This is a genomic window from Streptosporangium canum (assembly GCF_900113865.1).
GTDB lineage: Bacteria > Actinomycetota > Actinomycetes > Streptosporangiales > Streptosporangiaceae > Streptosporangium > Streptosporangium canum.
This window is the reverse complement of the sequence record NZ_FOQY01000044.1, coordinates 4,725-18,947: the sequence shown is the minus strand read 5'-3', so window position 1 is coordinate 18,947 and position 14,223 is coordinate 4,725. Positions and strand designations below refer to the sequence as shown.

Annotated in this window: 12 protein-coding genes and 1 riboswitch; of the genes, 8 read left to right on the top strand and 4 right to left on the bottom strand. The window is 70.2% G+C overall.

Annotated features, from left to right (window positions below):
- Positions 1 to 8: 8 nt before the first annotated feature.
- Positions 9 to 992 carry an SAM-dependent methyltransferase gene (locus tag BM085_RS38080; RefSeq protein WP_093891631.1) on the bottom strand — a complete coding sequence of 328 codons (984 nt, stop codon included), beginning with the start codon at positions 990 to 992 and terminating at the stop codon, positions 9 to 11.
- 372 nt (positions 993 to 1,364) lie between these two features.
- Here BM085_RS38080 and BM085_RS38075 point away from each other — a divergent pair, with 372 nt between their 5' ends.
- The 3 genes from BM085_RS38075 (at position 1,365) to panD (ending at position 3,751) form a co-directional block, all read left to right on the top strand.
- Entirely contained in the window at positions 1,365 to 2,255 is an 891-nt protein-coding gene (locus BM085_RS38075; RefSeq protein WP_093891630.1) for a Rossmann-like and DUF2520 domain-containing protein, read from the top strand.
- Positions 2,246 to 3,103: a pantoate--beta-alanine ligase gene (gene panC, locus BM085_RS38070; RefSeq protein WP_093891629.1), complete on the top strand. Its 858-nt coding sequence runs from the start codon at positions 2,246 to 2,248 to the stop codon at positions 3,101 to 3,103. Before BM085_RS38075 ends, panC begins: the two co-directional genes overlap by 10 nt.
- A gap of 219 nt (positions 3,104 to 3,322) precedes the next feature.
- Entirely contained in the window at positions 3,323 to 3,751 is a 429-nt protein-coding gene (panD, locus tag BM085_RS38065) for an aspartate 1-decarboxylase (protein WP_093891628.1), read from the top strand.
- A gap of 85 nt (positions 3,752 to 3,836) precedes the next feature.
- On the opposite strand, the gene BM085_RS38060 is transcribed toward panD, so the two are convergent.
- Positions 3,837 to 4,928 (bottom strand): hypothetical protein, encoded by a 1,092-nt coding sequence (locus tag BM085_RS38060; RefSeq protein WP_143121257.1) that lies wholly within the window; start codon positions 4,926 to 4,928, stop codon positions 3,837 to 3,839.
- A gap of 318 nt (positions 4,929 to 5,246) precedes the next feature.
- On the opposite strand from BM085_RS38060, the gene BM085_RS38055 reads away from it, so the two are divergent.
- From BM085_RS38055 to lysX, 3 genes are read left to right on the top strand one after another with little or no spacing between them, the layout of a single operon-like run.
- Positions 5,247 to 7,889, top strand: a complete 2,643-nt coding sequence (locus tag BM085_RS38055; protein WP_093891626.1) for an L-aspartate oxidase — start codon at positions 5,247 to 5,249, stop codon at positions 7,887 to 7,889.
- A complete protein-coding gene (locus BM085_RS38050) occupies positions 7,889 to 8,671 on the top strand; it encodes a type III pantothenate kinase (RefSeq protein WP_012895503.1) in 783 nt (260 codons plus the stop codon). The genes BM085_RS38055 and BM085_RS38050 overlap by 1 nt, the downstream gene beginning before the upstream one ends.
- A gap of 24 nt (positions 8,672 to 8,695) precedes the next feature.
- Positions 8,696 to 10,198 (top strand): bifunctional lysylphosphatidylglycerol synthetase/lysine--tRNA ligase LysX, encoded by a 1,503-nt coding sequence (gene lysX, locus BM085_RS38045; RefSeq protein WP_093891625.1) that lies wholly within the window; start codon positions 8,696 to 8,698, stop codon positions 10,196 to 10,198.
- Between the two features lie 168 nt (positions 10,199 to 10,366).
- On the opposite strand, the gene BM085_RS38040 is transcribed toward lysX, so the two are convergent.
- Positions 10,367 to 11,041, bottom strand: coding sequence for a TetR/AcrR family transcriptional regulator (locus BM085_RS38040; RefSeq protein WP_177245478.1), 675 nt, complete (start codon positions 11,039 to 11,041; stop codon positions 10,367 to 10,369).
- A gap of 218 nt (positions 11,042 to 11,259) precedes the next feature.
- On the opposite strand from BM085_RS38040, the gene BM085_RS38035 reads away from it, so the two are divergent.
- Positions 11,260 to 11,460: a LuxR C-terminal-related transcriptional regulator gene (locus BM085_RS38035; RefSeq protein ID WP_031157992.1), complete on the top strand. Its 201-nt coding sequence runs from the start codon at positions 11,260 to 11,262 to the stop codon at positions 11,458 to 11,460.
- Positions 11,461 to 11,633: 173 nt separating this feature from the next.
- Here BM085_RS38035 and BM085_RS38030 read toward each other — a convergent pair whose 3' ends face one another.
- The gene (locus BM085_RS38030) at positions 11,634 to 12,686 is read right to left on the bottom strand and encodes a C40 family peptidase (protein WP_245789931.1); all 1,053 of its coding nucleotides are present in this window, start codon (positions 12,684 to 12,686) and stop codon (positions 11,634 to 11,636) included.
- 5 nt (positions 12,687 to 12,691) lie between these two features.
- A riboswitch (cyclic di-AMP (ydaO/yuaA leader) is annotated at positions 12,692 to 12,841 on the bottom strand.
- Between the two features lie 430 nt (positions 12,842 to 13,271).
- Between BM085_RS38030 and BM085_RS38025 the strand changes: the two genes are divergently transcribed.
- The gene (locus tag BM085_RS38025; protein WP_093891664.1) at positions 13,272 to 13,832 is read left to right on the top strand and encodes an amino-acid N-acetyltransferase; all 561 of its coding nucleotides are present in this window, start codon (positions 13,272 to 13,274) and stop codon (positions 13,830 to 13,832) included.
- Positions 13,833 to 14,223 lie beyond the last annotated feature (391 nt).

Below are 14,223 nucleotides of genomic sequence, written 5' to 3'. Positions count from 1 at the left end.
GTCCTCATTTAACCGGGCCGCGCAACCGGAAAGCGTGTCTGGGACAGCCAGCCGAAGCCGCCTAGCCCTTCGGCGGCGATCAGCTCGGCCTCCTCGGAGGATCTGGCCAGGGCGCGGAGGTAGCCGCGCGGGTCGCTGCGGGCCTGCTCGACGGGTGGGCGGGCGCCGGTGACGCCGAGGGCGCGCAGCGCCTGCCGCTGCGTGGTCAGAACCGTCGTGGCGGCCCCGGCGCGCTCCCCGGCGGCCGCGCAGGCGTCCAGGGCCACGTGCGCGGTGATGTCGCACGATCCATCCGGCACGGGCGCGACGACCGCCCCGTCACGGTAACCGGCCAGCGTCCCGCACGGCGGGCGGTCGTCCACAGGGTGTGCGTAGTCGATCGCGACCGCACGCCCGCCTACCAGCCCCGCGATCACCGATGTCCAGGCCTCGTCGCGTGGCCTGCCGATCTCGGCCCGCTCGCCCGCCGCCCGCATCGGCCACCAGCGGGCCAGCCAGGCCAGGTCGGCGTCCTGCGGCCTGTCTCCGAGCCGTTCCGCGCCGTTCGACGGGTCGACCAGGACCAGCCGGGGGCCGTCCGCCGTCTGCTCGGCGACGTCCACGGGCACGTTGTCCAGCCACTCGTTGGCGATCACGAGCCCGTGGATCCCGTCCGGCACGGACGCCGTCCACCTGATCTCCTCCGGCAGCCGGGCGGGCCGGCGGGCCAGGTCCACCCCGGTCACCCGCAGCCGGGAGCGGAGGCCGGGCGGTGCGGCGGCGAGCACGCCGGCCGCCAGAACGCCCTCGCCCGCGCCGATGTCCACCAGGTCGATCGCCGGCGGGGCGCCGAGCACGTCGTCCACCGCGACGAGCTCGCGCAGCACCGCCTCGGCGAAGACGGGGGAGGCGCCGACCGAGGTCCGGAAGTGCCCCGAGGGACGCTCCCGCAGGTAGAAGCCGTTGTCGCCGTAGAGCGCATGCTCCATCGCGTCGCGCCAGGTGAGCCACACGTCAACAGACGCTACAGCGCCCGGCCCGCTCACCTGAGGAGTACGGCGCAGGTCGCCCCATGACCGGCCGGATACCCGGCGGACGCCGGGCTGAAGGGAGGCCGGCACCCGTCGCCGTTCTCCGATTCACGCCGTGACGTGGCTGGAACGGCTCGGCCCGTTACGCTGGTCACCTGGGCAAGGAGCCCAGATGGTCGAAGGACGGGACGTCGTGACCACTCGACTCCCTGAAGGGAGTGGCTTCTCGCCTTCCTCAGCCGAGGTGGGCGACGGACAAGCCCTGCCCGTTTCGGACGAAAGAACGCGATCAATGAAGCGATTCCCCTGGCGGATAAACCCGGCAGTTCGCTCGCTAGATCTGATGGGCATCTGATGGACACACGTGATCGCCCGGCACGGCTGGCCGTCGGAGTGGTCGGCGCGGGCCGGGTCGGCTCGGCACTCGGCGCCGCGCTCGCGCGAGCGGGCCACCGAGTCGTCGCCGCGAGCGGGGTCTCCGACTCCTCCAGGGAACGGGCCGCGGAGCGGCTCGGCCTGATCCCCACCCGCCCCGAGGACGTGGTCTCGAAATCCGACCTCATCCTCCTGACGGTCCCCGACGACGTCCTGCCCGACCTGGTCTCCGGCCTGGTCGGCACCGGAGCCGACCTGCGGGGCAAGCTGGTGGCCCACACCAGCGGCGCGTACGGCCTGGCGGTGCTGAACCCGGCGATCAAGGCGGGGGCGCTCCCGCTGGCCCTCCACCCGGTGATGACCTTCACCGGCAAGGACGACGACCTCCGCCGGCTCGTCGGCATCTCCTACGGCGTCACCGCGCCCGACCCGCTCCGTCCGGTGGCCGAGGCCCTGGTCATCGAGATGGAGGGTGAGCCGGTCTGGATCGAGGACGAGGACCGGGCGCTCTACCACGCGGCCCTGGCGGGAGCGGCCAACCACATGGTGACGCTCGTCGCGGAGTCCTCCGAGCTGCTGGAGAGGATCGGCGTGGAGCAGCCGGGCCGGATGCTCGGCCCGCTGCTGGGCGCCGCCCTGGAGAACGTGCTGCGGCTCGGCATCGCCGGGCTGACCGGCCCGGTGGTGCGCGGAGACGCGGGGACCGTCCGCAAGCACGTGGACGCGCTGATCCTGGCCGCCCCCGAGGCCGCGGACGCCTATGTGGCCCTCGCTAGGCTCACGGCGGACCGGGCGCTGGCGGCCGGGCTGCTCAAGCCCGAGGCCGCCGAGCGCCTCCTGGACGCCCTGGGAGGCAACATATGGACGTGATCGTGGCGGGTGACCGCGCCGAGCTGGCCGAGGCGAGGCGGGCCCTGGGGATCGGCGGCCCGGCATCCCCGGGGAAGGCCGCCCTGGCGCTGGTGCCGACCATGGGCGCGCTGCACGAGGGACACCGCTCGCTCATGCGGCTGGCCCGCGAGCACGCCGAGCACGTGGCCGTGAGCATCTTCGTGAACCCGCTGCAGTTCGGTCCCGGCGAGGACTTCTCCCGCTATCCCCGCACGTTCGACGACGACCTGGAGGTCTGCGCCGCGGAGGGTGTGAGCCTGGTGTTCGCCCCCGCCGCCGAGGACATGTATCTGCCGGACCGGCAGGTCGGCGTCTCGGCGGGGAAGATGGGCGCGATCGTCGAGGGGGCGTTCCGGCCGGGGCACCTCGACGGCGTGCTGACCGTGGTGCTCAAGCTGTTCAACCTGGTCCGGCCGGACGTGGCGGTGTTCGGGCAGAAGGACGCCCAGCAGCTCGCGATGATCCGCCGGATGGTCGCCGACCTCGACCTGCCGATCTCCGTCGTCGGGGCGCCCACGCTCCGGGAGGCCGACGGCCTGGCCCTGTCCAGCCGCAACCGCTACCTGTCCCCGGAGGAGCGCGGGACCGCGACGGTCCTGTCCCGGGCCCTGTTCGCGGGGGCCGGGCAGCGGACCCCCGGGGAGATCCGGCGGGTCGCGCGCGCCGTGCTGGCGGAGGAGCCCTCGGTGGCCGTCGACTACCTGGTCCTGGTGGACCCGGCGACCTTCGCGGAGGTCGGCGAGGGCCACACGGGCGAGGCGATCCTCGCCGTGGCCGCCGGGGTCGGCTCGACCAGGCTGATCGACAACGTGACGATCGGCCTCTAGAGACGGCCGGTCTTCAGGGGCGGCAGGCTCTCGGGGTCGGCCGGGCTTCAGCGGTGACCGGGCTTCAGAGGCGGCCGGCACCGAGACCGGCCTTCAGCGGTGACCGGTCTTCGGGGAGTCCGGGGACGGAAGCACTGCGGCGGCTCCGGGGTGTCGGATATATTCCGCGCAGGCGTGCACGTCACCAGGCGGCGCGACCGAGTGAGAGGTGATCGACACATGCTCCGCACCATGCTCACGTCCAAGATCCATCGTGCCACCGTCACCCAGGCCGATCTGCACTACGTGGGATCGCTGACCGTCGACGAGGATCTGCTGGACGCGGCGGGCCTGCTCCCCGGCGAACAGGTCCACGTGGTGGACATCGACAACGGCGCCCGGCTGGTGACCTACACGATCGCGGGCCCCCGCGGTTCCGGGGTCATCGGTATCAACGGCGCGGCCGCCCGCCTCGTCCACCAGGGCGATCTGGTGATCATCATCGCGTACGGCCAGCTCGACGACGCCGAGGCGCGGACCTTCCGGCCCAGGGTCGTCCACGTCGACCGCGGCAACCGGATCGTCGATCTCGGTCACGACCCCGCCTCGGCCCCGGAGCCCGTCACCGACCTCCTGCGCGGTGACGTGCTCCACCGGCCGGCGGGCTGAGAGCCTTTTTCGCGGGAAGACGCGTGGGGGAGGGCCCTCCGGCGCCTCTCAACCCCTCCCGCCGCCCGTATGCGGACGGGCTCCGTCAGTACACCGGCTCGCCGGAGCCCAGAGGCTGCTGGTAAGTGATCATGGAATCCCAGTAGTCGCTGCCGTCCTTGAGCCCGTCACCCTTGTAGGCGCTCTTCGCGTCATCGCTCCGGGCGGTGGGGAGGAGGGTCTCGATCTCCGCGGGAAGCATGTCGTAGGCGGCTTTCATGTACTGGTTGAGGTCGCGCAGGTAGTCGCGGGCGCGGTCGTGCGCGCCGCCGCCCGACGGGAGCAGCCAGTCCGGCAGGTCGTCGTCGAACTCCCAGTCGCCCAGCTTGACCACGGATTCGAAGTTCACCTGATATCGGTGGATCACGTTGGCCAGCCAGATGATCGTTTCACCGGTCGTGCCGACAGAGTGGGCCAGCGCTCTGGTGGTGGCGTGCACCTTGCGGAAGGCGTCCAGGGCGAGTTCGGCCGGCTCGCCCCGCCAGGCGCCGGCCAGTTGCTTGGCGTGCTCCTCGATGAGGGACTGCAGGTTGGTCAACCATGTGGCCAGTTCGGCGCACGCGCCGCCCTTGCGCAGCATGCTCGCCACCTCGATGCCGGCCAGCATGGACTTGATCTTGGGCGCGTCATAGCCTGAGACGTCGTCCTCTGGCCACCCGTCCTTCGTGGGCGAGGTCTGGTGGCGGACGCCTGCGCCGTTGACGGCGTATCGCAGCACGGAGATGTTCTTGTCGAAGACGCTGTCGGCCATGGCGTAGTTCGCCGAGGTCGCGAAGATCATGTTGCCGAAGCTGTCGTAACTCTCCAGGGCGGACTGGGTTCCGTCTGTGACGCGGCCGCCGATGAGCCCCAGCGTCCACCCGAGTGTCCTGAACGCAGTCCAGTCCAGCCACGCCAGGGATTCGAGCTCCGTGACCATGTCGAGGTGGCCGACCTCGGCGGCCATGTCCCTCCAGGGCTTCAGGGCGGAGGATTCGTAGCCGCGCGCGCCGTCCACCTCTATCGTGATCGCGTTGCCAACCTTCCTGAGACCGGCGGTGTCGACATCGATGTCCGCGTGGGGGGAGGGCCACGAGCGGGAGAGCTCAGGTCCGTCGTCCCACTCGCGCCACTGTTGTGGTTCTGGTTCAGGGGCCACGGCGATGCCTCCGCTGCGATGGGTGGGGGATGATCATCGGCTACATGCATGTTATGTAGGGAGGTTGCGTGTATGTCAACGACGGGTGAATAAAGATCAAGAAAGTCGCAGGTCCTTGAAGTGGCCGACCTGACGCCGCGGATCTCCGAACACGCGTCTCGGGGAGTCCCGGCGGTCGCGGCGGGCTCTCGGCCCGCGCCCCCGCGACCCGCCGGCGTGTGAGGCCGCCGCCCGCCGGCCGCACCGCGGAACGGACTCGACAGGGGCACCCCCGGGGAAGAAGCACGAGGACGCGCACGTTATCGTCACGTTGACGAAATGAAGCCTCTCAACCCCCGCGAGGAGACGGTCATGGCGATCCCTGCCATTCCCCAGAGGTTGACCGCGCCCGCCCCGGGCTGGACGGTCGAGGCCGACGTAGTCGTGGTGGGATCCGGAATCGCGGGGCTGACCCTGGCGCTGCGGTACGCCGGTCTCGACCCCGAGGCGAAGGTCCTGGTCGTCACCAAGGACGTGCTGTCGTCGGGATCCACCCGCTGGGCGCAGGGCGGGATCGCCGCCGTGCTCGACCCGCAGGACACCCCGGCCGAGCACCTGTCCGACACGCTCGTCGCGGGGGTCGGCCTCTGCGACGAGGAGGCCGTGCGGGTCCTGGTGACCGAGGGACCCGGCGCGCTGCGCGGGCTGATCGCGGCGGGCGCCCGGTTCGACACCGACGACTCGGGAGAGCTCCAGCTCACCCGGGAGGGCGGCCACCGGCGCAACCGCATCGTGCACGCGGGCGGCGACGCCACCGGCGCGGAGGTGCAGCGGGCGCTCGTCCAGGCCCTCCGGGAGTCGTCCATCGAGGTGATCGAGCACGCTCTCGTGCTCGACCTCCTGAAGGACTCCGGCGGCCGGGCCGCCGGGGTGACCCTGCACGTCATGGGCGAGGGCGAGCGCGACGGCGTCGGAGCGGTCCGGGCCGGGGCCGTGGTGCTGGCCACCGGCGGCATGGGCCAGGTCTACGCCGCCACCACCAACCCCGTCGTCTCGACCGGAGACGGGGTGGCGCTGGCGCTGCGGGCCGGCGCCGTCGTCAGGGACCTGGAGTTCGTCCAGTTCCACCCGACCGTGCTCTGGCTCGGCGAGGACTCCACCGGCCAGCAGCCGCTGATCTCCGAGGCGGTCCGCGGCGAGGGCGCGGTGCTGGTCGACGCCGAGGGCGTCCGCTTCATGAAGGACGTCCACGAGCTCGCCGACCTCGCGCCCCGCGACGTCGTGGCCAAGGCGATCATGCGGCGGATGCGCGAGACCGGCGCCGACCACATGTATCTCGACGCCCGCCACTTCGGCGAGGAGAAGTGGCGCACCCGCTTCCCGACGATTCACGCGGTCTGCCGGGAACACGGCATCGACCCGGTCACCCAGCCCATCCCGGTCGCCCCGGCCGCCCACTACGCCAGCGGCGGCGTCCGCGCCGACCTGCACGGCCGTACCAGCGTGCCGGGCCTGTACGCCTGCGGCGAGGTGGCCTGCACCGGGGTGCACGGCGCCAACCGGCTGGCCTCGAACTCGCTGCTCGAAGGCCTGGTCTTCGCCGAGCGGATCGCCGCCGACATCCACGCCGGGCGACGGGCCGGATCCGCGGGCTCCGGCGCGGCGCGGGATCCGCGTGAGAACGGGACGGGCGCGGCCCCGGCCGCCGTACGGCCCGCGCCGGGCGAGCCGGTGGCCGACGACCGGCCCACCGGCCTGGTCGACCCCAGGGCCAGGCCCAGGATCCAGGGGCACATGAGCCGGGGCGCGAGCGTGCTGCGCGGCCAGGAGTCCCTGAGCGAGGTCGCCCGGGCACTGGTGAGCTCCCGGTGGACCCCGGTGGCGGTCGAGCCGTGCACCGAGTCATGGGAGGCCACCAACCTGCTGACGGTCGCGTCGGCGCTGGTGGAGGCCGCCCGCAATCGCGAGGAGACCCGCGGGTCGCACTGGCGCGAGGACTTCCCCGAACGCAACGATGCCTGGTGGCTGGGCCACCTCGACGTGACTCTGACAGCGGAGGGAATGACCATGACGTACGTGCCGCACGGACAGCGCGCGACCGTGCTGCCGCCCCGGGTGGAGACGGACCTGATCGAGGCGGGGCTCGACCCGGCCACGGTGACGGCCCTCTTCCAGGCCGCCGCGGACGAGGACCTCCAGGCCCCGGGCGACGTCACCAGCCTCGCCACCATCCCGGCCGGGCAGACCGACACCGCCGACGTGGTGGCCCGCGCGGACGGGGTGGTCTCCGGGCTCGCCGTCGCCGAGGGCGCGTTCTCCCATCTCAGCCAGGGCCGCCTCACGGCCGAGCGGCTGGTCAAGGACGGCGAGCGCGTCACCCGGGGCGACGTGCTGATGACCGTCACCGGCCCCACGCGGGACCTGCTGACCGCCGAGCGGACCGCGCTCAACCTGCTCACCCACCTGTCCGGCATCGCGACCCTCACCGACCGCTGGGTCCGCGCGGTGGAGGGGACCGGGGCGCGGATCAGGGACAGCCGCAAGACGCTGCCCGGGCTGCGGGCCCTGGAGAAGTACGCCGTGCGGTGCGGGGGCGGGGTCAATCACCGCATGTCGCTTTCGGACGCGGCGCTGATCAAGGACAATCACGTGGTGGCCGCGGGTGGCGTGGCCGAGGCGTTCCGGGCGGTGCGCGACGCCTACCCCGGTCTGCCGATCGAGGTCGAGGTCGACCGGATCGACCAGATCGAGCCGGTGCTCGCCGAGGGAGCCGAGGAGATCCTGTTGGACAATTTCACCGTGGACGACCTGGTGCTGGCCGTACGGCTGGTGGACGGCAGGGCGCGGCTGGAGTCCAGCGGCGGGCTGACCCTCGACTCCGCCCGTGATGTGGCCGAAACAGGCGTTGACTACCTTGCAGTGGGCGCGCTCACTCACTCGGCGCCGGCTCTTGACATCGCATTGGACCTTCGGGGGAATTGATGCTGCTCGCCATCGACGTCGGTAACACGCACACCGTTCTCGGCCTGTTCGAGGGCGACGAGGTCATCGAGCACTGGCGGATCGCCACCGACGCCCGGCGCACGGCCGACGAGATAGCCGTCGTGCTGCAGGGACTGCTCGGACAGTCGCCACTGCTGAAAGGCGCCGACGTCGACGGCATAGCGCTCTGCTCCACGGTGCCGTCGGTGCTCAACGAGATGCGCGAGATGTGCCGCCGCTACTACGGCGACGTCACCGCGGTGATCGTCGAGCCCGGCATCCGGACCGGGGTGCCGGTCAGGATGGACAACCCGAAGGAGGTCGGCAGCGACCGGATCGTCAACGCGCTGGCGGCCATCCAGCTGTACGGCGGGCCGTGCATCATCGTCGACTTCGGCACCGCGACCTCCTTCGACGCGGTCTCCGCCAAGGGAGAGTACATCGGCGCCGTGACGGCCCCCGGCATCGAGATCTCGGTGGACGCGCTGGCCGCGGCCGGGGCGCAGCTGCACAAGGTGGAGCTGATCCGGCCCCGGTCGGTGATCGCCAAGAACACGGTCGAGGCGCTCCAGTCGGGCATCATCTACGGGTTCGCCGGTCAGGTCGACGGGATCGTCGAGCGGATGGCGGCCGAGCTGGCCGACGACCCGGACGACGTCACCGTCGTCGCGACCGGCAGCGCGGCGCCGCTCGTGGTCAGCGAGGCGCGCTCGATCGACGTGCACGAGCCGTGGCTCACACTGATCGGTCTCCGGCTGATCTATCACCGCAACACCGCTTAGCACGGACATCGGTAACCTTGCCCTGTGACCGATGAAGTGACGAACCCAGCCGAGGATCTGCCCGAGCAGATGCGCGTGCGCCGGGAGAAGCTCGACCGCCTCCGTTCCGAGGGCGTCGACCCCTACCCGGTGAATTTCCCGCGCACCGCGACCAACGGCGAGATCCGTGAAAAATACGCCGATCTCGCCGCTGACACCGCGACCGGCGACCGGGTCGGCGTCACCGGACGGATCATGCTCTCCAGGACCGGAGGCAAGCTCTGCTTCGCCACGGTCCGGGACGGCTCCGCCGACCTCCAGGTCATGATCTCCCTGGACAAGGTGGGCGAGGAGTCCCTGGCGGCGTGGAAGCGCGACGTCGACCTCGGCGACCACGTCGGCATCGAGGGCGAGGTCATCACCTCCCGCCGGGGCGAGCTGTCCATCCTCGCCGACCGCTGGGCGATCACCTCCAAGTGCCTGCGCCCGCTGCCGGAGAAGCACGCCGGGCTCACCGACCCCGAGGCGCGGGTCCGCCAGCGCTACCTGGACCTCATCGTCAACGACGAGGCGCGGAAGATGGCCTACACCCGTAGCGCCGTGGTGCGGGCGATGCGTGACTTCTGGCACGGTGAGGGCTACCTCGAGGTCGAGACGCCGATGCTCCAGCCGATCCACGGCGGCGCGACGGCCCGGCCGTTCAAGACCCACATCAACGCCTACAGCATGGAGCTCTACCTCCGCATCGCGATCGAGCTCTACCTCAAGCGGCTCGTGGTGGGCGGCATCGAGAAGGTCTTCGAGATCAACCGCAACTTCCGCAACGAGGGCGCGGACGCCACCCACAACCCCGAGTTCACCATGCTCGAGGCCTACGGCACGTATCTCGACTACAACGACATGGCCGACCTGACCCAGCGGATGATCCAGAGCGCGGTCGTGGCCGCGCTCGGCCATTCCGTGGTGACCCACGAGGGTCAGGAGATCGACCTGGGACTGCCGGAGTGGCCGAGGATCACCCTCTACGGGGCGGTCTCGGAGGCACTGGGCGAGGAGATCACCACCGAGACGCCGCTGGAGCACGTCCGCAAGCACGCCGACGCGCACGAGATCCGCTGGGACCCGAAGTGGGGCCAGGGCAAGCTCGTCCAGGAGATCTTCGAGGAGCTCGTCGAGCACACCCTCATCCAGCCCACGTTCGTCATGGACTACCCGCTGGAGACCTCCCCGCTGACCCGCCAGCATCGGGACAACCCGCTCCTCACCGAGAAGTGGGACCTGATCGGCTTCGGCACCGAGCTCGGCACCGCCTACTCGGAGCTGGTCGACCCCGTCGAGCAGCGCCGCCGCCTCACCGAGCAGTCCCTGCTCGCCGCGGGCGGCGACCCCGAGGCCATGCAGCTTGACGAGGACTTCCTGACCGCCCTGGAATACGCGATGCCGCCCACCGGTGGCATGGGGCTCGGCGTGGACCGTCTCGTCATGGCCTTCACCGGCAAGAACATCCGCGAGACCATCCTGTTCCCGCTGGTCAAGCCGGCGGGCTGAGCCTGCCGGCTCCCTACACCGTGATCCCGTACGGCGGTGCCGGGCCTGGCCAGGGCCGGACCCGGTGCCGCCGTCGGAGGCCGACGGCCTTTCAGCCGCCTCACGGCCGGTCTCCCGGCGTGTTCACGAGAATCCCCCGGCGCGCTCACTGAGGGTCCTCCGGCGTGTTCACGAGGTCCTCCGGGTGCGCTTACGGCCGGTCTCCCGGCATGCCGGCCGAGGGGGCTGCGGTGTGTTCGCGGCCGCCGGTCCGGAAGAGTGGGCGAGTCCGGCCGTCAGCCAGCGCAGCGCCTCGGCGAACAGCTCGGACGGCACCGCGGCGCGGTCGACGCGGCGCTGCGTGACGAGCCCTTCGAAGAGCCCGATGATCGCGGTCGAGACGGCGACCGGGTCGTGCGCGGCGCAGTGCGGGGCCACCAGGCGGGCGACGGCCGTACGGGGAGCCCACCAGCGGGCGGCCAGACGGTCGAGCAATTCCGGCCGGGTCAGCGCGTAGCGCAGAAACTCCATTTCCAGCGTGCTCCATACCGTGTGCTGATCGGCGATCTCGGCCAGATACTCACCGAGCGCGACGAAAACGGTCTGGTCCTCCTCCCATTGGGAGGCGATTTCCTCGACGCCGTCAAGGCGGTGGGCGGCGTGCTCGTCGAAGAGAGTGAGGAACAGCTCATCTTTCCCGGTGAAATGGGAGTAGAGGGCGCCGACCGTGTGGCCCGCCCTGGAGGCGATCTCGTCGACGGAGGCCCCGGCGAAACCTTGTTCTGCGAAGACTTCGGCAGCCGCGGCCAGCAGGCGGTTGCGGGTGCGTGCCTTGGCTTGGCCACGACTTAACCGCAAAGGCACCGACATATCATGAGTACTTCACGTAGCGCCCGCTATGTCAATGGCGCTCGTCACCTCTATCAAGAGGGGAACTTGACGACCTTTGAACAAGGCGTTTACCGTTCCTGACGGGCGACATTGATATCCAACATACTCGCGCCCGAGTTCCAGTGCGGGGGGAGCGACTCTAGATGGCATATCCAGAAGTGGATTCCCGTCGCGGCGACAGCCTCCTGGGCATGGGCGAGATCGGTCTCAGTGACGAAGATCTCGTGCTCCTGGCAGAGCTTGCCAAGGGCGTCACCGTGGACCGGGTGGGGCGTCGCCTCGACATCAGCGGCCGGACCGTCCGGCGCAGGCTCCGTGGAATCTGCGACCGCATCGGTGTCGCCACGGCGATCGAAGCCGTGGCCTGGGCGGCTCGCCGCCGTCTGATCTAGCCGCCCGGTCTGTCCTGGCCGCGCGGTCCGCCGCCGTCTGATCGGGTCGGACGGTCGGCCGCCTGATCCGGTCGCGCGGTCCGCCGCCGCTTGATCGGGTCGGATGGTCCGCTGTCTGATCCGGCCGGGCGGTCCGCCGTCCGGCCGGATCGGGCGATCTTCCGCCGCCCGGTTCAGTCCGCGACGCGCACGCCGCCGGCGAAGGGCCGGTTGTCGATCGAGGCGATGTGGATGACGTCGCCGGTCTGGGGCGCGTGGACCATCAGTCCGGCGCCGATGTAGATGCCGACGTGGTGCAGGTCGTTGTAGAAGAAGACCAGGTCACCCGGGCGCAGCTCGTCCCTGGAGATGTGGGTGCCCGCGGTCCACTGGTCACCGGTGTAGTGCGGCAGGCTGATGCCGACCTTCTGGTAGGCCCACATGACCAGGCCGGAGCAGTCGAAGGAGTTGGGCCCCTCGGCGCCCCAGACATACGGCTTGAGCTGCTGGGTGAGTGCCCAGCGGGCGGCCTCGGCCGCCTTGCCGCTGCCGACGATCGGCACGCTGATCTTCACCCGGCTGCCCCGGCTGTTGGACTTGGCCCGGCTGCGCACCTCGCTGAACAGGTTGCTCTCGACCTTGTCGACGAGCCGCTCGATCTTGGTGCGCTTGGTGCCGATCTCCGACAGGAGGCTCTTGACCTCGGCGGTCCGGGCCTTGGCGCTGGCCTGTGCCCGCTCGGCGGCCTCGATCGCCCGTGCGACCTGGGCGACCTCCTCGCTCTGCTGCTGCTGGAGGGCATAGTTCGTGGTGGCCTGGTCGAGGAAGGTGTCGGGATCGGTCGGCTGGCTGAAGAGCATGGCGGAGCCCAGACCTCCCGACATGTAGGAGCTCTGCGCGAGGAGGCTGGCCTTGGTGCGCCGGGACGCCAGCTCGGACTCGCTGACCGCGAGGGTCTTCTTGGCGCTCGCGGCGGCGCGCTGCGCCTGCTTGAGCTTGACACGCCCGCCGTTGTACTGCTCGGTGAGCGTTTCGATGTCGGTGTGTAGCTTCTCGACCTGCTTGGCGAGCTCCGGGAGGCTGGGCTCCGGGTCGGCGGTGGCCGCGACGAGAGGGGTGCCGAGGGTCAGAGTGGCGAAGGCCAGTCCGATGAACGCCATCCGGCGGGCGAGTCCACGCGGGGCGTGTTCTCGATAGCGGGCATGTCTGCCCGCGTTCTTCCCCCCACGGTCACGCGTGCGCTTCACCAACAGGCTCCTCTCTCGGCCGCCTACCGGGTTAGCTGACGGGTTCGGGCCGGAGGCAGCCCTACCGAGGTGCTGGTGGCACCTCGGATTCACCCCAGGGGACTAAAGGGTGGGTCCCCGGTTCCCCGGGTCCGGGGATTCGGCGGTTCAGCGCTTTAACGTCGCTGACATCGAGCACGGACATTAGTGCAATTGGAGGTTCATGCTCAACCAGAACTACAAACTCGGTAGAGCTTTCACAACCGGAACGTCACAGGAAGATCACGCATTTTCATGATCAACATGTGCATGCGCTGGTTTTATGTGTCCTCGGTCTGCGGGAGGTGGAGGTCTTCGCAGCTCCGGGACCATGCGAAAGGCGAGTTTTGACCCGTTGTCGGCGCCCGCAGCCCAGTGTCGCGACCCGACTACCATCTGTCATCTGTTGGCCATGGGGCGCGAGTTAAGGGTGAGCCGTAATTCGCACGTGCCGAGGACGTACGCTGATCGGTTATGGAGCAGGTTGCGGAGCATTCCCCCACCCCGGCCGTTCGCGACACCGAGATCGCGGGACGACGCGCCGTGGCCGGGGACGGAGGCGCGGACGTGGAACGGGATCCGCGGGACCGCCCGGCGGACGCGGCGGACGCGGCGGAGATCACGGTACGGCGGGCCCGCACCCCGGACGTGCGCGTCATCCGGCGGCTCGTCGACACCTACGGGGGAGCCGGCCCGCGCCTTCTGGAGAAGGCCACGGTCACCCTGTACGAGGACATCCAGGAATTCTGGGTGGCCGAGCGGGCGGGCGTCGTCGTGGGCTGCGGAGCGCTCCATGTGCTCTGGGAGGATCTCGCCGAGATCCGCACCGTCGCCGTCGACCCCGCCTGCCGGGGGCTGGGCATCGGCCACCGGATCGTCTCGGAGCTCATCCGCACCGCCGGCGGCCTCGGGCTCCGCCGGGTCTTCTGCCTCACCTTCGAGGTCGATTTCTTCACCCGGCACGGCTTCCGCGAGATCCAGGGAACGCCCGTCTCACCGGAGGTCTACGCCGAACTTCTGGCCTCATATGACGAGGGCGTCGCGGAGTTCCTCGACCTGGAGCACGTCAAGCCGAACACCTTGGGAAACACCCGGATGCTGCTCCACCTGTCACGGGATCGCGACTGACGTGACCTTGACGGTTACCGATCGGAAAGATGACTGTTGATACCTATGTCGATACCTTGTGCTGCAGCAAGCATGTGAGTCTCGCATATGGCCACATGCGCCGTCGAAGTAGTGAGGTGACGCGGTGAGCACCGGACAGCCGCCGTATCAGGATGATCCCGACCGCGATCGCACACCGTCGGGGCAGCCGGAGTACGGACAGCACAACGCGGGTCGAGCCCCTGGCGAACACGACCCCGACATGACAATTGTGGGATATCGATCGGAGACCTCACAGCCGCACACCGGTCCGGGCCAGACCCAGCCGGGTTACGGCCAGCAGCAGGGGTACGGGCAGCAGGGGACGGGTGCCTACGGGCAGCAGCCCGCCTACGGCCAGCAGCCTTCCCAG